17 protein-coding genes, 1 tRNA gene and 1 pseudogene are annotated in these 22,888 nt (G+C 57.0%); 13 read left to right on the top strand and 6 right to left on the bottom strand.

Annotated elements, in window-relative coordinates; all coding sequences use genetic code 11:
• Positions 1–6 precede the first annotated feature (6 nt).
• From rpsP to pdxH, 8 genes are all read left to right on the top strand, one after another.
• Positions 7–255 (top strand): 30S ribosomal protein S16, encoded by a 249-nt coding sequence (rpsP, locus tag IEX36_RS00745; RefSeq protein ID WP_188759709.1) that lies wholly within the window; start codon positions 7–9, stop codon positions 253–255.
• 334 nt (positions 256–589) lie between these two features.
• Positions 590–838: a KH domain-containing protein gene (locus IEX36_RS00740; RefSeq protein WP_188757473.1), complete on the top strand. Its 249-nt coding sequence runs from the start codon at positions 590–592 to the stop codon at positions 836–838.
• A 59-nt stretch (positions 839–897) separates the two neighbouring features.
• Entirely contained in the window at positions 898–1,515 is a 618-nt protein-coding gene (gene rimM, locus IEX36_RS00735) for a ribosome maturation factor RimM (protein ID WP_188757472.1), read from the top strand.
• A gap of 10 nt (positions 1,516–1,525) precedes the next feature.
• Positions 1,526–2,347 (top strand): tRNA (guanosine(37)-N1)-methyltransferase TrmD, encoded by an 822-nt coding sequence (gene trmD / locus IEX36_RS00730; protein ID WP_188757471.1) that lies wholly within the window; start codon positions 1,526–1,528, stop codon positions 2,345–2,347.
• 97 nt (positions 2,348–2,444) lie between these two features.
• Entirely contained in the window at positions 2,445–2,801 is a 357-nt protein-coding gene (gene rplS, locus IEX36_RS00725) for a 50S ribosomal protein L19 (RefSeq protein ID WP_373283028.1), read from the top strand.
• 96 nt (positions 2,802–2,897) lie between these two features.
• Positions 2,898–3,674, top strand: a complete 777-nt coding sequence (rnhB, locus tag IEX36_RS00720; protein ID WP_188757470.1) for a ribonuclease HII — start codon at positions 2,898–2,900, stop codon at positions 3,672–3,674.
• A 5-nt stretch (positions 3,675–3,679) separates the two neighbouring features.
• Complete coding sequence (locus tag IEX36_RS00715; protein ID WP_188759707.1) at positions 3,680–4,393, top strand: PIG-L deacetylase family protein; 714 nt, start codon at positions 3,680–3,682, stop codon at positions 4,391–4,393.
• Between the two features lie 34 nt (positions 4,394–4,427).
• Positions 4,428–5,024 carry a pyridoxamine 5'-phosphate oxidase gene (gene pdxH, locus IEX36_RS00710; protein WP_188757469.1) on the top strand — a complete coding sequence of 199 codons (597 nt, stop codon included), beginning with the start codon at positions 4,428–4,430 and terminating at the stop codon, positions 5,022–5,024.
• A gap of 8 nt (positions 5,025–5,032) precedes the next feature.
• On the opposite strand, the gene IEX36_RS00705 is transcribed toward pdxH, so the two are convergent.
• Positions 5,033–5,740, bottom strand: coding sequence for a protein-methionine-sulfoxide reductase heme-binding subunit MsrQ (locus tag IEX36_RS00705; protein ID WP_188757468.1), 708 nt, complete (start codon positions 5,738–5,740; stop codon positions 5,033–5,035).
• A 77-nt stretch (positions 5,741–5,817) separates the two neighbouring features.
• On the opposite strand from IEX36_RS00705, the pseudogene IEX36_RS00700 reads away from it, so the two are divergent.
• Positions 5,818–6,549, top strand: a pseudogene (locus tag IEX36_RS00700) (YoaK family protein); the annotation flags it as partial.
• A gap of 44 nt (positions 6,550–6,593) precedes the next feature.
• Here IEX36_RS00700 and msrP read toward each other — a convergent pair.
• Complete coding sequence (gene msrP, locus IEX36_RS00695) at positions 6,594–7,568, bottom strand: protein-methionine-sulfoxide reductase catalytic subunit MsrP (RefSeq protein ID WP_188757466.1); 975 nt, start codon at positions 7,566–7,568, stop codon at positions 6,594–6,596.
• 153 nt (positions 7,569–7,721) lie between these two features.
• Here msrP and IEX36_RS00690 point away from each other — a divergent pair, with 153 nt between their 5' ends.
• From IEX36_RS00690 to aceB, 3 genes are read left to right on the top strand one after another with little or no spacing between them, the layout of a single operon-like run.
• Positions 7,722–10,568, top strand: a complete 2,847-nt coding sequence (locus tag IEX36_RS00690; RefSeq protein ID WP_229668585.1) for a PIG-L family deacetylase — start codon at positions 7,722–7,724, stop codon at positions 10,566–10,568.
• 34 nt (positions 10,569–10,602) lie between these two features.
• Positions 10,603–11,388 (top strand): 2-keto-4-pentenoate hydratase, encoded by a 786-nt coding sequence (locus IEX36_RS00685; RefSeq protein WP_308422263.1) that lies wholly within the window; start codon positions 10,603–10,605, stop codon positions 11,386–11,388.
• Between the two features lie 26 nt (positions 11,389–11,414).
• Complete coding sequence (gene aceB, locus IEX36_RS00680) at positions 11,415–13,013, top strand: malate synthase A (protein ID WP_188757464.1); 1,599 nt, start codon at positions 11,415–11,417, stop codon at positions 13,011–13,013.
• Positions 13,014–13,117: 104 nt separating this feature from the next.
• Here aceB and IEX36_RS00675 read toward each other — a convergent pair whose 3' ends face one another.
• The 3 genes from IEX36_RS00675 to IEX36_RS00665 form a co-directional block, all read right to left on the bottom strand.
• Positions 13,118–16,378: an efflux RND transporter permease subunit gene (locus tag IEX36_RS00675; RefSeq protein ID WP_188757463.1), complete on the bottom strand. Its 3,261-nt coding sequence runs from the start codon at positions 16,376–16,378 to the stop codon at positions 13,118–13,120.
• 103 nt (positions 16,379–16,481) lie between these two features.
• Positions 16,482–17,579 (bottom strand): efflux RND transporter periplasmic adaptor subunit, encoded by a 1,098-nt coding sequence (locus tag IEX36_RS00670; RefSeq protein ID WP_229668584.1) that lies wholly within the window; start codon positions 17,577–17,579, stop codon positions 16,482–16,484.
• 221 nt (positions 17,580–17,800) lie between these two features.
• A complete protein-coding gene (locus tag IEX36_RS00665; protein ID WP_188757462.1) occupies positions 17,801–18,511 on the bottom strand; it encodes a queuosine precursor transporter in 711 nt (236 codons plus the stop codon).
• Between the two features lie 110 nt (positions 18,512–18,621).
• Between IEX36_RS00665 and IEX36_RS00660 the strand changes: the two genes are divergently transcribed.
• A tRNA-Glu gene (locus tag IEX36_RS00660) sits at positions 18,622–18,699 on the top strand.
• 125 nt (positions 18,700–18,824) lie between these two features.
• Here IEX36_RS00660 and IEX36_RS00655 read toward each other — a convergent pair.
• Positions 18,825–22,511 (bottom strand): alpha-amylase family protein, encoded by a 3,687-nt coding sequence (locus IEX36_RS00655; protein ID WP_188757461.1) that lies wholly within the window; start codon positions 22,509–22,511, stop codon positions 18,825–18,827.
• Positions 22,512–22,888: the final 377 nt, after the last annotated feature.

Genomic DNA, 22,888 nt, shown 5'->3' with positions numbered 1-22,888 from the left:
GTGTTGATGATTCGTTTGGCGCGCGTTGGAGCGCGTAAGCAGCCTCACTATCGCGTTGTGGTGATCGAAAAGGACCGCGCCCGTAACGGCCGCTCGGTCGAAGTGGTCGGCACCTATAATCCCCGTACCAACCCGGCGTCCGTTGAGCTAAAGCGCGACCGCATCGAGTTCTGGACCAAGAACGGTGCGCGTCTGTCGGAGCGGGTTGAAAAGCTTTTGGCGAGCGCTCCCGCCGCAGAGACTGCCGCTGCCTAGTTACCTAAGCGAATCTTTGGGAACCAACCTCGTGGTTCCCAAAGATTGCTGGCATTTCTGGTTCCTTCTGTCGCACACGACATGCCTCTCACGTACACTCCTAGCTGATGCACCCGCTTGACATGCGGGTGTAAAGTGGTTGCGCCCTGCGGAGTTAGTAAGACCGCCCCGTAGATTTGCTTGTCTGCCTGCTTTTTGCACAGCCTGTACGGTGTCCGCACCAGACGGGACCGACAGGATGAGCGTTGGTTGCCACACTGTGATTTTGCCAGGGAGGTACGTGTTGATAACCCAAGCCAGTTCGACAAGCGCAGGCAGTGAATCTGCAGACGATATGACGGCGCTTTTAACCGAGATTGCCCGAGCATTGGTGGACAAGCCGGAGAGCGTCATCGTAGAAAGCACACATGATGGTGAGGGAACGCTGCTACGTCTGCACGTTTCCCCCGAGGACGTAGGCAAGGTCATCGGCAAGCAGGGCCGCACGGCGCGGTCGCTGCGTACGATCCTGAGCGCGGCAAGCATGAAGCTGAAGCATCGGTATTCCTTGGATATCGTTGAAGAAGGCAAGACCGACGCATAGTCTGGCCAGCCACAGGCTCGCCAAGGCACGGTTGCCTATAGGGCGACGACTGCGGTTTGATGAGTGATGTTCTTCCATCCTGGGTTGTAGTGGCACATCTGCTGCGTCCGCAAGGACGCAAAGGTGAGTTGCTGGCTGAACTGTTGACGGATTTTCCGGAGCGGTTTTCGGAGCAGAGACGCGTGTTTCTGGCGCCGATGGGATTTGCTGGTGCGCCGTCGGCTGCGCGTGAGGCGGAGGTTCGAGGCCATTGGCTTCCCATAGGGAAGAATGAGGGCCGGATCGTGCTGGAGTTTGCCGGGATTGATTCGATCACCGCGGCGGAGGCGGTTGCCGGGCTGGACGTGATTGTTCCGCGCGAGAACCGCATGAAGCTTGCGGACGATTCGGTCTACATCAGCGAGCTGGCTGGGTGTACGGTTTATGACCGCTCTCATGCTGTGGGTGTCGTGAAGGACGTGCAGTTTGCTACGACTGCTGATGGGGCCCGGCGGCTTGAAGATGCTGCACCGCTGCTGGTGGTCGAGGCGCAGGATGGCGCTGAGGTGCTGGTGCCGTTTGCGAAGGCATTCATCATGGGAATCAGCATAGAAGCCAAACGCATTGATATGGAGCTGCCGGAGGGCCTGGTCGATGTGAATCGCGAAGACCCCGCAAAGACCACGCGGAAGCGATAGTCTGGAAGCGATGCGGTTCGACATTATCACAATCTTTCCTGGATTTTTTGCCGGAGCGCTGGACTACGGGATTCCGAGGCGCGCGCGTGCAGCGGGGCTTGTCGAGTTCGAGGCGCATGACCTGCGCGGCTTTACGCATGATCGCCATAAGACAGTAGATGACCGGCCATTTGGCGGCGGCGAGGGGATGGTGCTGAAGGTCGAGCCGATCTATGACGCGTTCACGTCGCTTGGCGTGGCTGAAAAGAGCATGCGTGACACGGCGAAGGAGACGGTGATTCTGCTCTCGGCGCAGGGACGGCCCTTTACCCAGACGGTGGCGCAGGAGCTGGCTGCGATGGAGCGAGTGGTGATGATCTGCGGGCGCTATGAGGGCGTCGATGAGCGTGTCAGCGAGATGCTTTGCGACCGCGAGATCTCGATTGGGGACTATGTGCTCTCGGGCGGCGAGCTGGCCGCGGCAGTGATTGTGGATGCGGTGGTGCGGTTGCTGCCGGGAGCGCTGGGGAATCCTGATTCTTCGCGCTTCGAGAGCTTCGGGGCGGAAGATGGTGGAGCGGCGGGACCGGAGGATGGCCCTCCGCGATCGACTTATGGTTCGGGTGGATTGCTGGACTATCCGCACTACACGCGGCCTGCAGAGTTTCGCGGTGTTTCGATACCGGAGCCGCTGCTGGGAGGAAACCATGAGGCCATCCGGCAGTGGCGGCGGCGCATGTCTCTCAAGAAAACGCTCGCGAACAGGCCGGATCTGCTGAACAAAATAGCTATCAGCGAGGAAGACCGCGAGATTCTGGATGAGCTGCGCTTTGAGCCGGATACGGAGGCGTAAGTATCTTCAGCAGCGCGGATTTACTGCATCGATGGCTCCTAAAATGCACGATTTCGTGTACACTGGAAGTCAGTCCAAACCAAGAAAGTTTCCTGTCATGTCCATTCATCCAATTATGCAAAAGCTGTCCGCCAAGGTCGCGCGGACTGATATCCCTGAGTTTGCTCCTGGCGACACGGTTCGCGTGCAGGTGAAGATCCGCGAAGGCGAGAAGGAGCGTTTGCAGGCGTTTGAAGGCATCGTGATTGCTTGCCGCCGCGGCGCACAGGGCACCTTCACCGTTCGCAAGATGAGCTTCGGCCAGGGCGTCGAGCGCATCTTCCCGTTCAACTCGAAGGTGGTCGATAAGGTCGAAAAGATCCGCTCGTACGAGGTACGACGCGCGAAGCTGTTCTACCTGCGTGGACTGCGCGGCAAGGCCGCCCGTCTGCGCGAGGTCGAACGCGCCAGCTAGTCCCTGCGTTTCTGTTTTGCAACAAAGCCACGGTTTCGGCCGTGGCTTTGTCTTTTTTGCACCGGCTCGACAGTTATAAACTCAGTCGTGAAGAGTATGGCTTCGATTCCTTCGACACAGACGTCCAAACCGGTATCTCCAACTACGGCGAAACAGCGGATGCTGAAGCAGTTGGTTTGCAGCGATGCTCCGGAGCAGGCGCTGAGGCATCGGGGTTTTCTGAGGATCGCCGGCGTCGATGAGGTTGGGCGTGGGGCGCTGTTTGGACCGGTCGTTGCTGCCGCAGTTATCCTGCCCGAGCGCGTGGATGTGCTGGCTGATGCAGGCCTCAAAGATTCAAAGCAACTGGCACGTGAAGAGCGCGAGTCGCTGGATGCGATGGTGCGCGCGATGGCGATTGCGGTTGCGGTCGCGGAGATCGATGCGGCGACGATTGACCGCGTCAATATCTACCAGGCGACGCGCATGGCGATGCTGATGGCTGTCGAAGGACTGGCGATTGCGCCCGATCATCTGCTGATTGATGCGATGCGTGTGGACCATCCGTGTTCGCAGACCAAGCTGATCTATGGGGATGCGCTGAGCCTTTCGATTGCGGCGGCTTCGGTTGTGGCGAAGGTGCATCGTGATGCGTTGATGCGGGAGATGGATCTCGTGCATCCGATGTATGGTCTGGCTTCGCACAAGGGCTATGGCACGTCGAAGCACAGGCGTGCGCTGTGGGAGTTTGGCCCTGCGCCGCAACACAGGAGATCGTTCGCACCGGTTCGCGTGGCAGAAGAAGGGCGGTCGACTGGCTTGTTGTTTGATGGTTTGAACGACGTGGATTTGAACGATGTGGATGAGAACGGCGAGGAGGCTGAGTGGGATTGAAGTTGATGTGTTGCGTGGCGCATCCGGATGATGAGTGCTTTGCGTTTGGCGGCGCGCTGGCGCTGGCGGCGGAACGTGGCGTTGAGACCTATGTGGTGTGCCTGACGGATGGGCAGGCAGGGAGCTATCGAGGGTCGGCGGGCTCGGGTGAAGAGCTGGGCAGGATGCGTCGTGCGGAGTTTGCTGCTTCGTGCGAGGTGCTGGGCGTGACCAAGCACGAGACGCTGGATTATCACGATGCGCGGCTCGAGTTTGTGAACTTCTCGGAGGCAGCGGCGAAGCTGGTCGAACGGATGCGCAGCTTCAGGCCCGATGTTGTGATTACGTTTGGCGGTGATGGCGGGCTGAACACGCATCCGGACCACATGCTGGTGTCGGCGCTGGCGAGTTCGGCGTTTCATTGGAGCGGGCAGACGAAGCGCTACAAGGAGCTGGGGCCGGTGCACCAGGCGAAGCGGCTGTTTCACATCAGCACGAACTTCTTCCTTGCAGGCAGGCCCGCGCCGATGCCGATTCCGTGGACGGTGACGCTTGATATTCGCTCCGTGCAGAAGAAGAAGGCAGAGGCGTTTCGGCAGCATACGTCGCAGATTCCGCTTGTCGAGAAGACGAAGGCTGAGTTTGAGAAGTTTGGCGTGGAAGAGTTCTATACACTCGTCGCTACTGCAGAGGCTGAGCCTGCGCGGCAGATGACTGACTTGTTCGAAGGGCTTGCGTAGCGGGCGCTTCCCTGCTCTTGCATCCGGTGGAGTGATGGAAAACTTTGAAGTAGAGAGAGCCGAAGACCCGATTGCTTTGTTTGCCGCATGGTTGACGGACGCGGAGGCTTCGGAGCCGAACGATGCAAATGCGGCAGCGCTCGGGACCGCGACTGTTGACGGCGCGCCTAGCGTGCGCATGGTGTTGGTGAAGCGGGTTGATGCGCGCGGATTTGCCTTCTTTACGAACGCGGAGAGCCGCAAAGGGGTGGAGTTGGCGGCGAATCCGCGCGCGGCGATGTGTTTTCACTGGAAGAGTCTGAGGCGGCAGGTGCGTGTGGAGGGTGTTGTCTCGGAGCTTCCTGGCGCCGATTCGGATGCCTATTTTCGGACGCGCTCGCGGATGAGCCAGTTGAGCGCTGTGGCTTCGCAGCAGAGCCGCGTGCTTGGAAGCCGCGAAGAGTTGGAGGCGCGGGTGCATGAGATTGGCGTGCAGTATCCGAATGAAGTGCCCAGGCCGAGCTATTGGAAGGGCTACGTGCTGCGGCCTGAGCGGATGGAGTTCTGGCTGCAAGGAATCGGTCGCATGCATGATCGGTTTCTGTTTGTCCGAGCGGGCGACGATTGGACCAGGCAGAGACTCTTTCCGTAAGGCGTGGGCTAGCGGGCAACAGCGGCTGGCACTGGGCGCGGCTTGCGGTACTTTTTCCAGGCTGCGTATCCGATGCGGGCAGCAAGCAGGATGGCGAGGACTGCGGTGTCCTTCCATGGGGTGAGCACGCCTGGCTTCACCAGCCACCAGAAGTGGATGACTCCGGCGATGGCCGCGACATAGATCAGCGAGTGCAGCCAGCGCCAGTTTCTTCCTCCCATGGCGCGCATGATGAATGCCGGTGACGTGATGGCAAGCAGGAAGAGAATGAACCATGCAAGGAGGCCGACCTGGATGAAGCGGCGCTTGGCGAGGTCGTCGAGGATGCCGGGCCAGATTTGCTGCCACTCGGTGATGAGCCCGCCGGGATGTCCTGCGCGCAGGCTGGTGATGGCGGCGGTGATGTCGTAGCCGGAGAAGAGGAAGACATACGTGGCGAGATGCAGCGTCGCGTAGAAGAACGCATAGAGGCCGATGAGACGGCGGAAGCGGACGAGCCACGCAATCTTCGGCGAGATGCGGCGGATGGGCGTGATGGCGAGGCAGGCGAGCAGGATGTAGAGCGTCCAGTTGCCGGTGAAGTGCGTGATGTAGTTGACCGGGTCGGGATTGAGCGCGAGCGCGCCCGAGGTGTAGAAGTGCAGCAGCCACGCGAAAGGCGCGAGGCAGAGGATGTGGACGAGAATTTTCAGGACGATGATGGCGCGTTTGGACATGACTTGGATTGCAGTTAGAGCGATGGCCCTTCAGTGTTGTGTATCAAGGCGGATGCTTGCGAAGATAGAGGACAGGCATGCCAGTTCCCTATCTTCGCAGATTGACGGGAAAGGATCGGAGCCAGACGGGCAACCGGCAACTGGCGCGTGTTCTCGCTTTTATTGCCGGGGCTACTGACGCGGGCGGATACGTTGCGACAAGGAGTTACAGCTCGCACATGTCCGGCATCACCTCGGCGATGGCAGGCCACCTTGCCATAGGCGATCTGCAACTGGCGGCAGCGGGGCTGAGCTCGATACTGGCATTCGTCGCCGGAGCGGCTTGTACCGCGGTATTGGTGAACTGGTGCCGGCGAAGGGAGATGCAAAGCGAATATGCATTTCCACTGATCGTCGAGGCCGTGTTGCTGGCCTGCTTTGGGTTGATGGGCAGACGGTTTGAAGAGCACCATTGGTTGCTTGTCTCGGCCACCGTAGGACTGCTCTGCTTCACGATGGGATTGCAGAACGCCATCATCACGAAGATATCTCAAAAAGAGATTCGCACGACGCACGTCACGGGCATGGTGACGGACATTGGGATTGAGCTGGGCAGGCTGGTCTACTGGAACCGCGGAGTACACCCCGGGAGCCAGGAAGTGCGGGCCGACCGAGACAATCTCTGGCTGCTGACTTCGCTGGTCAGCCTGTTCGTCATCGGTGGAGTAAGTGGTGCAATTGGCTTTGCGCATGTTGGTTTTGTGATCGCGCTGCCACTGGCTGCGATTCTTCTGGTGCTGGCGGTGGTTCCTGTAGTCGATGACATGCGAAATATCTGGTGAAGCCGGCTGCGTTGCCAATGGAGAGCGGAGCATCAGTAATTCCTTTTGAGATTCATGCCGGCGTACATGCTGGCGACCTGGTCGGAGTAGCCATTGAACATCTGCGTGGGAATGGTGTGGGGCAGGAAACTTGAGTCGATGCGGCGTTCGTGCGCCTGCGACCAGCGTGGGTGATCGACCTGTGGATTGACGTTCGAGTAGAAGCCATACTCATCAGGAGCCATGTCATTCCAGAGTGTGTGCGGCTGCTTATCGGTGAAGTGGAATTTGACGATTGATTTGGCACCCTTGAAGCCGTACTTCCACGGAATGACAACGCGAATAGGCGCGCCGTTCTGGTTGGGCAGCGCCTGGCCGTAGCAGCCGAAGGTGAGCAGCGTGAGCGGATTCATGGCTTCGTCCATGCGGAGACCCTCGGAGTAGGGCCAGTTATAGCCGAAGGGCAGACGCATCTGCTTTTTGTTCTCGTCGGAGAGGAACTGGACGAACTTTGCGCTGGGCAGGGGCTGGCAGAAGTTGATGAACTCAGAGAGTGAGTAGCCGTCCCACGGGATGACCATCGACCAGGCCTCGACGCAGCGCATACGGTAGATGCGGTTTTCAAGGGGGCGGTATTTGAGCACGTCGTCGACGCCGAGCGTGAGCGGCTTTTTGACCATGCCGGTAACTTGGATGGTCCAGGGCCGCGTCTGGAGCTTGCCGGCGTAGTGCGCGGGGTCGGATTTGTCGGTGCCGAACTCGTAAAAGTTGTTGTAGTTGGTGGCCTTGAAGAACGGCGTCTGGTTCTCGGTGGTGGTGTATTTGCTGGAAACGACCTGGAGCTGATCCGCAGCGCGAGCGCTGATTCTGGGATCGAGGATTGGCGGCAGCTTTTCCGCGGCAACGGCGACGACGCCCACTGCGGCCGCTCCGGTGAGGAAGCTGCGGCGATTGAAGCGCTCGAAGACGCTCCTGGACGTGATTTGGGAGGAAGGAACGTCTGCGCTGGAGGACTTGCGAAGGAGCATTGGAGTGGCCTGATCCTTTCAACGAGGCAAAGTGCTGTCATTTGGTATGACTCGCGAATTCGCCTCTGGTTACAGTACGTTTCTCTGTCCCGTCTGGACGCCCTACCAACTTTGAAAAGCCCTGATGTGAGAGATTAAGGATAGATGGCCAGAATGCGGACTTTGACCGGGTTGGGTGTTGCGGGGCTTGTGCTTGCGGCGGCAGGCGTAACGGCGATTGGACAGCAGAATACTCCTAAGCTGCACGATCCAGCCAATCTAAGCGGCGAACGGGTACGTGCGACTGTGGCTGTTCGCCGGGTCGCGGCCAATGAAGGCGCGATCGCGCTGTGGCAGAGCCTGCTGAAGCTGCGGACACGCGCCAGCCTGATGATGATTGTCGCGCATCCAGATGACGAAGACGGCGGGATGCTGACTTACGAGGCTCGCGGGCAGGGAGCGCATGTCGCAATGCTGACGCTGACGCGCGGTGAAGGCGGGCAGAATTTGATGTCTGGCGACTTCGATGGTGCACTTGGCCTGGTGCGCACGCAGGAGTTGCTTGCCGCGGACCGTTATATGGGCGTGGACCAGATGTGGGGCTCGGTGGTGGACTTCGGCTTTTCGAAGACGAAGGAAGAGAGCCTGGCGAACTGGGGGCATGAGCGCGTTCTGTACGATGCGGTGCGGGCGGTGCGGCTGTATCGGCCGCTGGTGGTGACGAGCGTCTTTGAGGGCGGCGTGACGGATGGGCATGGGCAGCACCAGGTTTCAGGGGAGATGGCGCAGGAGGTCTTCAATGCGGCGGGCGATCCGAAGGTTTTTCCTGACCAGATTGCGGCTGGCCTGATGCCGTGGAGTCCGGCGAAGGTTTATGCGCGGGCGCCGTTCTTCCGCGTGTCGTCGAAGGGGATGTTTGATTATGCGACCGGGAAATGGGCTCCTGCGCGTTTCTACAACTATGTGACGAGGCAGTGGTCGACGGAGTCGCCGAAGCCGAATGTCGTCATCCACGAGGGCGAGTACAGCCCGGTGCTGGGCATGAGCTATTTGCAGTTCGCGCGCTTGGGCCTGGGCTTGCAGAAGACGCAGAACGGCGGCATGGGCGTGCCTGCGGCGGGCAGCTTTGACGTGGCTTATCACCGCTATGGTTCGCGCGTTGAGAGTGGAAATGAGGAGCAGAGCTTCTTTGATGGGATTGATACATCGCTGACTGGAATCGCGACGCTCGCTCCGGATGAGAAGAGTTTTTTGCGGCAGGATTTGGAGAAGATCGACGCGCTGGTCGAGCAGGCTACGGAGGCTTACACGATTGCCGCTCCGGAGAAGACTGCCCCGTTTCTGTGCGATGGGTTGAAGGCCACCGATGCGCTGATTACGAAGGTGGACGCGGGCAATCTTGCTGCGAGCGAGAAGTACAACGTGCTGCATGAGCTTCGCGTGAAGCGTGCGCAGTTCAATGATGCTCTGGGCGAGGCGCTTGGGTTGCGACTGCGGGCACAGGTGGCTTCTGGAGCGAGCGACGGCAGCCCGTTTGCACGGTTTGGCGATGGCGGCGATACGTTTCTCACTGCGATTCCGGGGCAGGCTTTTGGCGTTGAGGTGCGCGTGGTTAATGGAAGCAATGCCAAGCTGACGCTTGAGTCGGTTGCGCTTGATTCCACCGTCGGCGCGCAGGTGCAGGAATCCGGTGGAGGCAACGGATCGAGCGTGGAACTTCGCGAGAATGATGCCCATGATGCGCGTTTCACGGTGAAGCTGCCCGAAGATGCGCCTGCGACGCGGCCTCCGTTTACACGGGCCAACGATGAACAGAACTACTATGACATCGCTGACCCGGCGATGCGAAACGCTTCCCTGCCCCTGCCTCCGCTGACGGCGTGGGCGACGGTGAACTACAACGGCGTCGCGATCAAGCTGGGCGAGGTGGTGCAGACGCTGCACCGTGTGACGGGACAGGGCACGGTGTACGAGCCGCTGGTGGTTGCACCGGCCATTTCAGTTTCGGTTTCGCCTGCGGCTGGCGTGGTGCCTTTGACTGAGAAGTCCCTGACGGTAACTGCCCGCGTGCGTAGCAATGTGAAGGGGACGGCTGCGGGAACGGTCAAACTTGAGCTTCCGGCAGGATGGACGGCAAGCCCGGCCACGGCGGAGTTTTCGCTGGCGAAGGATGGTGACGCGGTGGATGTTCCCTTCGTCGTGACTCCGGCGAAGATGAGCGAGACCGCTTATACGATGACGGCGGTCGCGACCTATGCGGGCAAGGAATATAGCGAGGGTTATGAGACGGTTGGGTATACAGGGCTGATGCCGACCAATCTTTATCGCGCTGCGACGTATAGCGCACGTGGTGTTGACGTGAAGGTTGCAACTGGACCCGGTGGGCGTGCGCTTCGTGTGGGTTATCTTCCAGGCACGGGCGATGAGGTTGAGGAGTCGCTCTGGAATGTCGGCGTTCATGCAACTACTTTGACGATGAGCGATGTGACGGCGGGCAGGCTTGGTGACTTTGATGTGGTTGTGCTGGGCGTGCGCGCTTATGCAGCGCATCCTGACCTGGCGGCTGCCAATGCGCAGTTGCTTGCCTACGCAAAGGCTGGCGGCGTGGTGATTGTGCAATACAACTCCAGCCAGTTCGATCATGACTTTGGGCCTTATCCTCTGACTCTGGGAGGAAACGGCGAGCGTGTGGTGGATGAGAAGGCTCCGGTGAAGCTTCTGATGCCGGACGATTCTGTTCTGCGCTGGCCCAACCGCATCACTGAGCGGGATTTTGATGGCTGGGTCGAGGAGCGCGGCCACGGGTTTCCAGAGAGCTGGGACCCGAAGTACGAGGCGCTTTTGGAGACGCATGATCCGGGCCAGGACCCGCAGAAGGGCGGACTGCTGGTGGCTAAGACGGGCAAGGGAGCTTATGTTTACCTGGCCTATGCGCTCTATCGGCAGATGCCTGACGGGGTGCCTGGAGCCTATCGGCTGTTTGCGAATTTGTTGAGCATGGGACAGCAGGCAGCGAAGTAAAATTTCGCTGCGCGTTGCGGGATCACGCCGGTTGGTGCAAACTGTTCGGATGATGAACGGCGCACAACAACGACAACTTATAAGCGCAGCAGACATTTTGCTGGATGCTCGCAGAACCGGAAACGCAATCGCAGATCTGCCCAAGGATGTGAGGCCGACCACGCTGGAAGAGGCCTACTTCATTCAGGACAGGATGGCCCTGGCGTACGACGATATTGGAGGATGGAAGGTGGGTGCTCCTTCGGCAGACGCGACTCCGATGTTCGCGCCGATGCCGCTGAATTGGATGGGGCCTAGCGGGTGCGAGCTGCGGGGCATCACGCATCGTATGCGCGGGCTTGAAGCGGAGATTGCGTTTCTGATAGGCGAAGACCTACCTCCGCGTGAGGAGCCTTATACACGCGAGGAAGTGATTGCTGCGATTGAGAGCTGTCATCCGGCGATTGAAGTCATTGAGAGCGGGTTGATCGATCCTCTCAGCACGGACCGGTTCACGTGGCTCGCCGATATGCAGATTCATGGAGGGTTCGTCTTTGGCGATGGCGTGCCGAACTGGCAGAGTATCGACTTCACACAAGAGAATGTCGCGCTTGCTGTCGATGGCTCGGTGCGCGTGGAGCGGACGGGGTCGAACACATCTGGCGACCTGCTGCGCCTGCTGCCCTGGCTGGCGAATGAAGGAGCGGCACGCACGGGTGGGCTGAAGAAAGGCGACTGGATTACGACCGGGAGCTGGACTGGTTTGACGCAAGCATCGGCGGGATCGAGTGTCGATGTGACTTTCTCGACTGCAGGCCGCGTTCGCTTGCGATTTGCCTGATCGATGATGGACAAAGGATTTTGCTGATGGCGCAACTTGCTGATGGTGTCGAAGTTCATGCGCCCGGGATCGCCCGGAGCGCGGAGGTCCTTACTCCGGAGGCTGTCGCGTTTGTCGCCGGGCTACAACGGGCCTTCAATGCTCGGAGAAAAGAGCTGCTTGCGGCACGCGTGGCCAGGCAGGTGCGTTTGGATGCAGGCGAGCGGCCGGACTTTTTGCCTGAGACGAAGGCTATCCGCGAGGGCGAATGGCGGGTCGCTCCCCTGCCCGCCGATCTGCTCGATCGACGGGTCGAGATCACCGGCCCGGTAGATCGGAAGATGATTATCAACGCGCTCAACAGTGGCGCGAAGGTTTATATGGCTGACTTCGAGGACTCGACCACGCCAACGTGGGAGAACGTCATCGATGGCCAGGCGAATCTGCGTGATGCGGTGCGGCGGACCATTACGTTTCAGGACCCTTCGACGGGAAAGCAGTATGCGCTCAAGGAGAATCCTGCAGTGTTGTTTGTTCGCGCGCGCGGCTGGCACCTTGATGAGCGCCACGTGAGTGTGGACGGAGAGCCGATGTCGGGCTCGCTCTTCGACTTCGGCCTTTATCTCTTCCATAATGCGAAGGAGCTGCTGGCGCGTGGTTCGGGGCCGTATTTCTACCTGCCCAAGATGGAGAGCCATCTGGAGGCGCGGCTTTGGAACGATGTCTTTGTGAGGGCCGAGAGCGATCTCGGGTTGAAGCCGGGAACGATCAAAGCTACGGTGCTGATCGAGACGATTCTCGCCACGTTTGAGATGGATGAGATTTTGTGGGAGCTGCGTGAGCACTCGGCGGGGCTGAACTGCGGACGCTGGGACTACATCTTCAGCTTCATCAAAAAATTCGCGGGCGACAAAACTATGCTGTTGCCCGATCGTGCGCAAATAACGATGACGACGCACTTCATGCGCAGCTACTCGAAGCTCGCGATCAAGACCTGCCACCGTCGCGGAGTCAGCGCGATGGGCGGAATGAGTGCGTATATCCCGATCAAGAGCGACCCGATTGCGAATGAGACGGCACTTGCGCAGGTGCGCGCGGACAAGGAACGCGAGGCCACTGACGGTCACGATGGCACGTGGGTTGCGCATCCGGGCCTGGTGCCGGTGGCGCTTGAGGTCTTCGATCGCGTGATGTCGCAGCCTAACCAGATCGACAAGCAGCTCACCGATTTCAACGTTTCTGCGGCGGACCTGCTGAAGGCGCCTGATGGCTCTATCACGGAGGCGGGCCTGCGGCAGAATGTTGCGGTAGGGTTGGGGTATCTTGAGGCTTGGCTGCGTGGGATTGGATGCGTACCGCTGTTCAACCTGATGGAGGATGCAGCGACGGCGGAGATCAGTCGCGCCCAGTTATGGCAGTGGGTGCATCATCATGCGCACCTGACCGATGGCCGGCGCATTACGGCGGAGCTTGTTGAGAGCGAGATCGATCGCGAAGTGGCGCTAGCTGAGATTCGCGTGGATAAGGATCGTTTCGAGGCCTATAAACATGCAGCATTTCTGATGCGCGAGTTGGTTAAGGCTCCGCACTTTCAGGATTTTCTTACGCTTCCGGCATATGCGCGCGTACTCGCTGACGGATTGTAAATCTTGATAAAAGCGACGTCCCACTTACCGAGAGATTTTGGCAACCTCATTGGAGAGTGGGACGTTTTCCTGGCTTTGACCGCCCGATTTAAGAGCGACTGCTCTTATGCTGTTTGTGCTGCGGGCTTTGGCTTGCGTGACAAGCGGGCCAGTAAACCTTTGAGCACGACATAGAGAACCGGGATAAAGATCAGGTTCAGGAATGTGGAGAGTGTCATGCCGCCGATGATCGCTGTGCCAACCGAGTGGCGTCCGTAGGCGCCTGCTCCTGTGGCGAAGTAGAGCGGTGTGACGCCGAGGATGAAGGCGATCGACGTCATCAGAATGGGGCGCAGACGTAGCTCTGCGGCTTCGATTGCGGCTTCTACGACGGTCTTGCCCTGCGCCAGCAATTGTTCAGCAAACTCGACGATCAGAATTGAGTTTTTAGCTGAGAGGCCGATGAGCATGACTAGACCTATTTGCACGTAGACGTCGTCGCTGTAGCCTCGCGCTGCGACCAGCAACAACGCGCCGAGCACGGCCATGGGGACGGCCAGCAGGATGATGAACGGCAGGCTGAAGCTCTCGTACTGCGCGGCGAGCGTGAGGTAGACGACGAGGATACCAAGACCGAAGATGACGACGGTCTTGCCGGCAGATTCAATCTCTTCAAGAGCGAGGCCTGTCCATGAATAGGTCATACCCTGCAGCTTGTTCTGGTTGAAGAGATTGACCATGGCGTCGAGGCCCTGACCTGAACTGAGTCCAGGTGCAGGCGAACCGTCGATCTCTGCCGAACGGAACATGTTGTAGTGGTTGATGACCTGAGGGCCGGACGACTCCGTTATGCTGACCAGATTGTCGATGGGAATCATCTGCCCCGAGTCGGAGCGAACATAATACTGGCGCAGGTCCTGGCTTGTGCGGCGGAACGGCTCATCCGCCTGCACGTAGACGCGGTAGGAGCGGTTATTGTAGTCGAAGTCGTTGACATAGCTTGACCCCATGAATGTGCCAAGAGCAGCAGTGATCTGGCTGAAAGGCACTCCCATTGCTTTCGCCTTTTCGCGATCGACGCTGACGATAATCTGCGGATCGTTCGAAGTGAAGGTCGTATTCAGTCCAGTAACACCGGAGCCGGGCATACGCGCTTTGGCAACGATGGTGTGGGCTACACGGTCGATATCCCCGAAGGTATTGCGGCCTCCGTCCTGAAGGATGAACTGGAAGCCTCCTACCGTGCCAACGCCGCTGACAGCAGGCGGTTCAGCCGCGAATGCGATGCCGCCAGGGATACCGAAGAGCTTGGGGCCGACATCGGCAACGATTGCGTGTGCGGTAAACTTCGGGCCCATCTTTGTGCGATCGTTGATGGGCTTGAGCGGAGCAAAGATGATGCCGGAGTTTGGCGAGCTGCCACCAGCGAGCGAGAAGCCCATGACTGAGAAGGTTCCAAGAACGCCGTCATTTTTACGGACAAAAGCTGCGACTTGATCGGCGTACGTGGTGGTGTAGCTCAGCGAAGCTCCAGGAGGCGTCTGGATGAGGACCATGAAGTAGGATTGATCCTCCTGCGGGATGAATGCAGTCGGGACGTGGTTGTACATATACCCTGTAAACGCAAGGGCAGCGAAGAAGATCAACAACACTACATAGCGGATGCGCATCACGACGAAGGTGACGAGCTTTGCATAGGTGCGGGTAATCCATTGAATGACCGCCTCGACCGGATCGAGCAGGAGCTTCATCAGGCCGGTGCGCTTCTCTTCAGCACGGAGAAGAATGGCTGCAAGCGCCGGGGAGAGCGTCAGTGAGTTGAAGGCCGAGATGGCAATGGAGAATGCAATCGTCAGCGAGAACTGTTTGTAGAGGATACCGGTGGTTCCCGGGAACAAGCTGACGGGAACAAAGACCGAAATGAGCACCAAGGATGTTGCGATGACGGCGCTGGTGACTTCGGCCATGGCGATGCTGGTCGCCTTGTGAGGATCGGAGGTGGTGACCTCCATCTCACGTCCGGTGGCATGGGAGGAGTCGATCACATCGGGTGCATAGGGGTCCTCTGCATTGGCCGCATGTGCCTCACCTTGTTTCGGTTGTGTCGCGTGTCCGGAAAGGTGGCGCTGCACATTCTCGATGACGACGATGGCGTCGTCGACAACGAGACCTGTAGCTAACACGATGCCGAACAACGTTAGAGTGTTGATGGAAAAATCGAAGAGCTTGATGAACGCAAAGGTGCCGATCAACGACACCGGAATGGTGATGGATGGAATGATCGTTGCTCGCCAGTCCTGCAGGAAGAGGAAGATGACGGCGACGACGATGAGGATCGCCTCGATGATGGTGATGAGAACCTCATGGACCGACTCTCCGATGACCGTCGTTGTATCGAAGGCGACGACGCCCTTCATGCCGGGCGGGAAGGACTTTTGAAGCTCTGTAAGGACGGCTTTGCACTTCAGGTCCACATCGAGTGCGTTGGCATTGGAGAGCTGCTGCACGCCGACGCCGACGGCGTCGTTGCCGGAAAACTTCAGGCTGGTGCTGTAGCTTTCGGCGCCGATCTCTGCACGGCCTACGTCTTTGAGCAGGACGATGCCGTTGGTGGTGGGGCTGTCTTTGATGATGATGTTTTCAAACTGATGCGGATCGCTGAGACGGCCAGCCACGCGAACGGTCATCTGGAACTGCTGGTGCGGGTCTGATGGCTCCTGGCCAAGCTGCCCGGCTGCAACTTCGACGTTTTGCTCGGCCAGCGCGTTGGTTACGTCAAGCGCGGTGAGACCACGCGCAGCGAGCTTGTTCGGGTCGAGCCAAATGCGCATCGCATATTTGCGCTCTCCGAAGATTTGCACGTCACCGACGCCGGGCACGCGCTTAAGTGCGTCTTTTACATAGACGTCGAGGTAATTGGAGATGAAGGTCGGCGAGAGCGAGTGGTCGGGAGAGTAGAAGCCGGCGGCAAAGACGAAGTTGGAGTTCGCTTTGGTAATGGTGATTCCGGTGTTGTTCACCACTGCCGGCAGACGACCCTGCACAGAAGCGACGCGGTTTTGCACGTCTACCGCGGCGATGTTGAGGTCGTAACCGGTCTGAAAGGTAATCGTGATGGCCGAGGTACCATCGTTCGAACTGGTTGAGGACATGTAGCGCATGCCCTCGACGCCATTGATTGACTGTTCGAGGATGGTGGTAACGGCTGCTTCAACGTCACGTGAGTTGGCGCCGATGTAGTTGCTGGTGACGACGACCTGTGGCGGTGCGAGCTGCGGATAGAGAGAGATAGGCAGCGTAGGAATGCTGACAGCGCCAGCCAGCACAATCAGCAGCGCGCAAACTGTAGCGAAGATGGGACGACGAATAAAGAAATCGACAAACACGATGAACCTCTCGTCCGGGGCCGCAGGCCCTGGATGGGCTTTGAGCGTGATTCAAATTAAGCGCGGAGCAGATTGAAGCGCCGCGGCGCTGCTCCCTGGGCCGTTAGCCCAAGGGTTTGACTGGAACGCCTTCCTGTAAAAACTGAAGGCCCGAAACAATGACCTTGTCACCTGGCTTGAGTCCACTGAGCACCGGGTAGGTATTTCCTACGGTTTCGCCGACAGTGACAGCGATCTGATGGGCCACATAGCCATCGCCCTTAGGCTCGGCGACAAAGACAAACGTCTGTCCGCCAACGAGCGTAACCGCGAGCACAGGAACAGTGGGTGCGGGCGCAGTGCTCCAGGTAACACGGGCTTTCACAAGCTGCTGGTTGCGGAGCATTTCAGAGCTGCGCGGAATCTCGGCTTTGGCCAAGATGCTTTGCAGACCGTTGTCCACCTGCGGAGAGAGGAAGCTGATGTTGGATTTGGCGAGGAGATTGCCGTTGGTATCGAGGATATCAACGGGCAAACCCTTGCGAACTTGCGCAGCGCGTTCGGTGGGAATGTAAATGTAGGCTTCGAGATCTTTATTCTCATCCACGGTGGTCAAGATTGTGGTTGCCGATACATAGTCGCCGAGGTGGACGGGGATGTCGCCAACGACACCGGCGAAGGGAGCGCGGATCTGATAGTACGCAAGCTGCTCCCTTTGCGTGTTAGTCAGTGCGGAGCTCGACTCGTAGTCTCCCTTGGAGTTTTGGTAAGCCTGTACGGCCTGATCGTAAGCCTGCTTCGAAATGATGCCAGCTTGGTAGAGCTGCTTTTGGCGAGCAAGATCAGTCTCGCTGTACTGGTAGACCGCGCGCTTCTGCGCTTGCGTTCCCTGCTGCGACTGTACGGTTGCTAACTGCTTCAGCGGGTCAATCTGCATCAAGAGCTGGCCGGCCTTCACGAAGTCGCCTGACTTCACGTAGATGTGGGTCAGATTCCCATCGACCTGCGGCTGCATCGTAGCGGAACGGCGGCTCTTGATGGTCGCCACGTAGGTGTCAGACGTCGCGACTGGAGCTAAAGTGACGGGGGCGACCTGCACGGGCATTGCCTGGAACGACGCGGCAGCAGCGGCCGGAGGCGTCGACTTGCAACCGGAGGCCAGGCAGATGGTTACACTGGCGGCCATGGCCAGGACGCGGCGAAAATTCGGAGTCAGAGGCACAGAGCTTCTCCTTCGGAAGACTACACAATCTTGTTTGGTCATCCTCGACAGACCAGGATGACCAGCTAAAACGTTTGACCATACATCAGCCGGGCAAACAATTCACGAAAACACGCAGGTTTCCATTTTAGATGTGACCGAGTCCCAGTAGTCGCATTTTCTGAATAGAAAAATCAGCGCGGGCCCCACTTTGAGAAATCCTGCCGGAAAACTCCATCCATTTAGGAATCAGTTGGTTCGGCGCCAACTTGACTGGCAAAGGAAAACGGGTTGAAATTTTCGTCGCGGTCGAAGGTATCCACTCCCTCGGACGATTTGAGCCAGTTGATTACAAGGTAGGTGAGTGGTGTCGCCATTACTTCGTAACCGACTTTGAGCATATATGAGGTGCCGATCAGATTCAGAATCGTATGGAGCGGAGCCTTTCCTGCAAAGGTCAGTGTGACGACCAAAACGGTATCGACCGCCTGCCCCACTACTGTCGAACCAATAGTGCGCGTCCACAGTTTGCGGCCATTGGTTAATAGCTTTAATCGCGCCATAGTGTACGAATTGGCAAACTCACCAAACCAGTAGGAGACCAGGCTTGCAGCCAATATTCGTGGGATGAACCCAAAGACAACTTTGAACGCCTGCTGATTTGCCCAGCCAGGAGCTGCCGGCAACTCAATGACGGCAGCTGCAATGACATAAAGCAACGCAGTGCCGAAAAATCCCAGCCAGATGGCTCTGCGCGATGCAGAGAATCCATACACTTCAGTAAAGATATCGCCAAAGATATAAGTGATGGGAAACAGAAGAATGGCGCCGCTGATAGCAAATGGGCCAACCAGACAGATCTTCTGTGCGACCAGGTTGGAGACCAGCAGAATGACGACGAAGGCCGTCGTGAGGGCATCGAGGTACTTGTAATGACGCCTGATGGTGGGCATGGTTTGAAGAATTATCTTATGACACCGAATATCGGCATCGCCGCGAAGTAGCAGCTATGTTAGCGTTGAAGATGGAGAAACGTTCGACGGATGCCACATGCATCTCCGACGTCCCCGTCGTCTAGCCCGGCCCAGGACACCGCCCTTTCACGGCGATAACACGGGTTCGAATCCCGTCGGGGACGCCAAAGATTCTAAAGGCTTTATCGTCCTTCAACATGCATGGATCGTGCGGATTGCGCCCTGAATCTCCGCTATCCTGTGCTTCATGCGCCGGTCGCGACTTATGTTATTGCTGCACGCTTCATAAAACCTAGCGTTCAGGGCTCTTGACGCCCTGCATAGCATCGCTCTGGTAAGACATAGAGACTCCCAAGCTCTGTTCGGAAACCTCAGAAGTTGGTGATTCACTATCCTCGTTGAGCACCAGCTGCAGGAAGTCTAAGAACCTGAACCGCGCGCGTCTTGCAAGATTCAATATTTTCTCTACAGATGTTACAGCGAAGCCTGCGATTGAGTTGGCCGTCGAATTAGACGTCGTTTTAAGCAATACAGGCACGGTCATCCAAAGTAGTGTCTCTTCCAATCGCTCCTGATTTACATACTCGATCCCGTTCGCGCTGTTGACACCGATCAGCCAATGAACTTCTGGGTCCTGCCAAAACTCTGCCAGATGGAAGACATCAGTTGGAGTCTGCTCGAAAAATCTCGCAAGTACACGTACTTGTGCGGCGGCCTTCCATGGGGTCTCCCCTTCCATGCCCACAGAGGAGAATGTCTCAGCTAGCGCCCAACGGAAGTTGAACCGCTCAAACACTTCGAATGGATGGACGACAGAGGATAGATTCTGAAATGTCAGCCACGCCAAGACTGGCGCCCACATCGGCGTACCCGATGCTTTCGAGCCCAAGGATGGGAGAATAACCGAGGCCGAACGTTCAAGATACTCAGGAAGCCGAGAAAGGATCGACGGCAATTCAAAAGAGGCAGTAATTACCTCTGCCAGGTCATTGTTCCGAGAGGAAGCATCGGCTCCATCAGGTGGCAAGCCACCGTTCTTTACCAATAATTCTCGAATTTGATCTCGAAATTGTTGCACATAGCGTTCGAACTCAGGGGCGGGTGCAATATGTGAGCTCTGCTCCAATTTCATTGCTTGCTGTGATCCATCAGAGGGCGACAGTTTGGATATTGGTGGGTGAGGCAGCTTTCTAGAAGCTGCGGTAAAGTAGTCGATTACTTCAGCCGATATTGCTTGCCGAAGCGTTTCGAGGAGGGGACGAAGCTTTAGTTGCGATAGAGCTTCGTCGAGGCTGTAAACACCTGCACCATGGAGAGCATCGCATAGCAGGTTCCATGGCTGCGCTGGGCTTGGCCGTAGGTCCCGCCAATCGAGTAACGCGACATGCTGATATCCACGAAGCGAAATAGAGAGACCATGCTGATGCAGATCCCGTGCATATCTCAAGTATTCCAATCCAAGAACGTTGTCTCGGTATGCAATCAGATCCGAGTCACCTTGCGGCAGGTTGAGTCCGTATGCGAGGCTCCTCTGTTGAATTGAATCACTCCCCTTGTCGAGAAAGCCGACAGAAAAGTGGATGGTACCGTGTGTTCCTTGATAGCGATTGTTATAAACAATCAAAGCTCGTTCGTTAGCGTGTCGGTTAGAGTAAGCAAAGACGTTCTCATCTACAGAGCCGAAATCGTTCCAGAAATCATAGAGCAGAAAATTCTCACTGCCTGCAAAGAGATGTCGAGCTTTCAAGAGAGGCGCAATCAAATGCTGGTGCCTGGCAATCAAATCATCGTTCGGGTATTCCCTAAGTAAGGCCTGTTTGAAATCCATGCCATAGCGCTCGGTATAGCCTTCGATCTGACCATGACCAAACATGGGGAGACCCGGCAGTGTTGCAAGCAGCACTGAAACGCCGAAATACTTGTCGCCTGATCCAAATTGATCTATTGCCGTGCGCTCGTCAGGGTTGCTCATAAAGTTGACATAGCGTTTGAGGATGTCCGGATCGAATTCAACTGTCTTTTTCAGATAGGAACGGTACTTCGCATTTTCTTCATCGCGCAACATGTTCATGAACGCGCTGTTGTAGACCCGATGCATACCAAGCGTGCGAACAAAATAACCTTCAAGCAGCCAGAATGCCTCGGCCAAAAGAAGAGTGCCCGGGACTTCAACGGCAACCCGGTCAACCACCTCTCTCCAAAATTCATGAGGCATCAATCGGTCGAAGTCTTCTTGCGACAACGCATATTCAGCTCGAGACGGTATGGATCCTCCTGCGCCGGGCAAAGGAAACCACAACCGTTGTACGTGACGCTTTGCCAGAACCATAGCCGCATCGAACCGGATAATTGGAAACCGCTTAGCGACTTCAAGGATTACCTGGATTACATGCTCTCTCACATCACGTCGTAAATAGTCGAGCTGAGCCGTATCATTCCATGCAAAGGAGGTCCCGTCATTACCGTGGTAGACAAAGCGTGTAACCCCATCAGCGTGATGTCGCAGGCGAAAGACGACTGCGGCGTCAGAATGATCGTAATAATGGTCTTCTATTTTGATCTCTACTCGGGAATCACTTGAAAGATCCGGCCCCTCAAAACTGTATGCAGGAAATGGGCTGTCAGGACGTGAAAGAAACCAGTCCGGATGGTCGATAACCCAATCAGAGTCAATCCCCATGTGATTAGGCACCATATCGCTGGCCAACCTCAGTCCGACCGTCGCTGCTTGCTGCTTCAGGTGGCGGAATGCCGATTCCCCACCAAGATCCTGCGCGATCGTGTAGTTTTTGAGTGAATACGCAGATGCAACGGCATCGTTATTGCCCCGAAGCCGTTTGATGGTCTTCGATGCAGTGCTGCGCTCCCACAGCCCGATCAACCAAAGGCCAGTGATCCCTCGATCTACTAGCAAGCGAAGTTCCTCATCCGGAATCTGATCAAGGCGATAGATATGACGACCATATTTCTGGGATAGCTGCTCCAGCCAGACATAGGTGTTTTTTGCGATCAAAACGACCGTGGGCATCCATGCTTGGTCAGCACTGAAGGCCTCATACTCGTTCAAGGGTGCCTGGTAATCCTTTGCATAGAGGCGGCGTGACAATCCCTGATTTCTCACCTCAGAATCGAAGCCTACATATTCGTCTCCAGCAAAGCCTTCTGCCATCCCACCATGCTCGCCATGCCTGTGTGTCACTGGCCCTGGAGGATGAAAGCGCATCCAGATCGCAATCTCTTCCTCTCGCAACACATCTATTGCCAGAAAAATTCGCTTTAAATCGTCGCCAACAAGAGGAGACCAGTATTCACGAATGTAATCCAATTGACCTGTAAGGGAGTCAGGCGATGCCAACATCGGTGCTCGCAACGCCTCTAATAAATCCCCTAGCCCGGATTCGACAGGCGGCCGCGTTTTGAAATACCCAGGGAGGGCGGAGGTTGCGATCTTATATCTGGTCGATTCCTTGAGTCCTTCATCGTCGAAGAGCACTTTAAAGGCTGAAAACGCCGGGTTCGCATTGGCCAGCCAGAGTAAGAGCAGTTCCTCGAGTGCTGCCTCCTGATTCGAAATGCTGTCCGTCTGTCCGTTGAGCCAGGTTTGCGCAGTTGTTTCATTTCGGAAGATAGCGACATTCGGAAATTGATCTGTAAAGGCAAGGAGAAGTTCGTCCCGATCTTTCTTACCGAGGTTTGCAGAGAGAAACTCTAGTCCTTTTGCAAGCACGGCCGGGTCAGTCTTCTTACGATAACTTGCAACCAGCGCGTGACTGAGCTCGTCAATCAAGCCCATCGCAAACAATGCCGCACCATTTATGGTTTGATGACTATCTCTTTTTCCAGCACTGAGTGCCTGCATCTTTTCGGCCAAATTGCGACTAGCCGCCAGGTTCGCGAAGATCACATTGCCCGAAAAGCTGAAGAGCAAATCGCTGAGATCAATTTGTTCGCGCACGCGGCGAGAAATATGGAATTCCATGGATGCTCCTCGTCTGTGAATCTTTAGTAAAGCTCAGGGACGGCTTGGGACTGAAGGATTGGGCTGTGAAGTGGTGTATCACCCGAGATTTGTATGGTTAGTCGTGATACTCGAAACGCTGATGCAACAATATCCCCGTTACCAGTGATGATCTCGGTGCGCATGAAGTCCATATCCACAAATAGTAGTGGAACGGGCATGGTCGGACTGGCGAAGTGGAAATGATCCGGATCCACACCGCCGGTACGCCCTCTCATTCGCAATAGATCGGCTACCCGAATAAATTTAATATCCAAAAGTAGTGGAGTACGTTCTTCATACCACCGCTCCAGAATGGAGTGAACTTCTTGTTGAGTACATCTCATCTCAAGGCGTCC

Source organism: Edaphobacter acidisoli (assembly GCF_014642855.1).
Taxonomy (GTDB): Bacteria; Acidobacteriota; Terriglobia; order Terriglobales; family Acidobacteriaceae; genus Edaphobacter; species Edaphobacter acidisoli.
This window is presented reverse-complemented; position numbering and strand designations above follow the sequence as displayed.

What these genes read in the sequence shown, in the direction of transcription:
- IEX36_RS00655 (WP_188757461.1), bottom strand. Translation starts at nt 22,511, where the DNA reads ATGGAATTCCATATTTCTCGCCGCGTGCGCGAACAAATTGATCTCAGC.
- rnhB (WP_188757470.1), top strand. Translation starts at nt 2,898, where the DNA reads ATGGCTTCGATTCCTTCGACACAGACGTCCAAACCGGTATCTCCAACT.
- aceB (WP_188757464.1), top strand. Translation starts at nt 11,415, where the DNA reads ATGGCGCAACTTGCTGATGGTGTCGAAGTTCATGCGCCCGGGATCGCC.
- IEX36_RS00740 (WP_188757473.1), top strand. Translation starts at nt 590, where the DNA reads ATGACGGCGCTTTTAACCGAGATTGCCCGAGCATTGGTGGACAAGCCG.
- pdxH (WP_188757469.1), top strand. Translation starts at nt 4,428, where the DNA reads ATGGAAAACTTTGAAGTAGAGAGAGCCGAAGACCCGATTGCTTTGTTT.
- IEX36_RS00705 (WP_188757468.1), bottom strand. Translation starts at nt 5,740, where the DNA reads ATGTCCAAACGCGCCATCATCGTCCTGAAAATTCTCGTCCACATCCTC.
- rpsP (WP_188759709.1), top strand. Translation starts at nt 7, where the DNA reads ATGATTCGTTTGGCGCGCGTTGGAGCGCGTAAGCAGCCTCACTATCGC.
- IEX36_RS00665 (WP_188757462.1), bottom strand. Translation starts at nt 18,511, where the DNA reads ATGCCCACCATCAGGCGTCATTACAAGTACCTCGATGCCCTCACGACG.
- trmD (WP_188757471.1), top strand. Translation starts at nt 1,526, where the DNA reads ATGCGGTTCGACATTATCACAATCTTTCCTGGATTTTTTGCCGGAGCG.
- msrP (WP_188757466.1), bottom strand. Translation starts at nt 7,568, where the DNA reads ATGCTCCTTCGCAAGTCCTCCAGCGCAGACGTTCCTTCCTCCCAAATC.
- rplS (WP_373283028.1), top strand. Translation starts at nt 2,445, where the DNA reads ATGTCCATTCATCCAATTATGCAAAAGCTGTCCGCCAAGGTCGCGCGG.
- rimM (WP_188757472.1), top strand. Translation starts at nt 898, where the DNA reads ATGAGTGATGTTCTTCCATCCTGGGTTGTAGTGGCACATCTGCTGCGT.
- IEX36_RS00690 (WP_229668585.1), top strand. Translation starts at nt 7,722, where the DNA reads ATGCGGACTTTGACCGGGTTGGGTGTTGCGGGGCTTGTGCTTGCGGCG.
- IEX36_RS00715 (WP_188759707.1), top strand. Translation starts at nt 3,680, where the DNA reads ATGTGTTGCGTGGCGCATCCGGATGATGAGTGCTTTGCGTTTGGCGGC.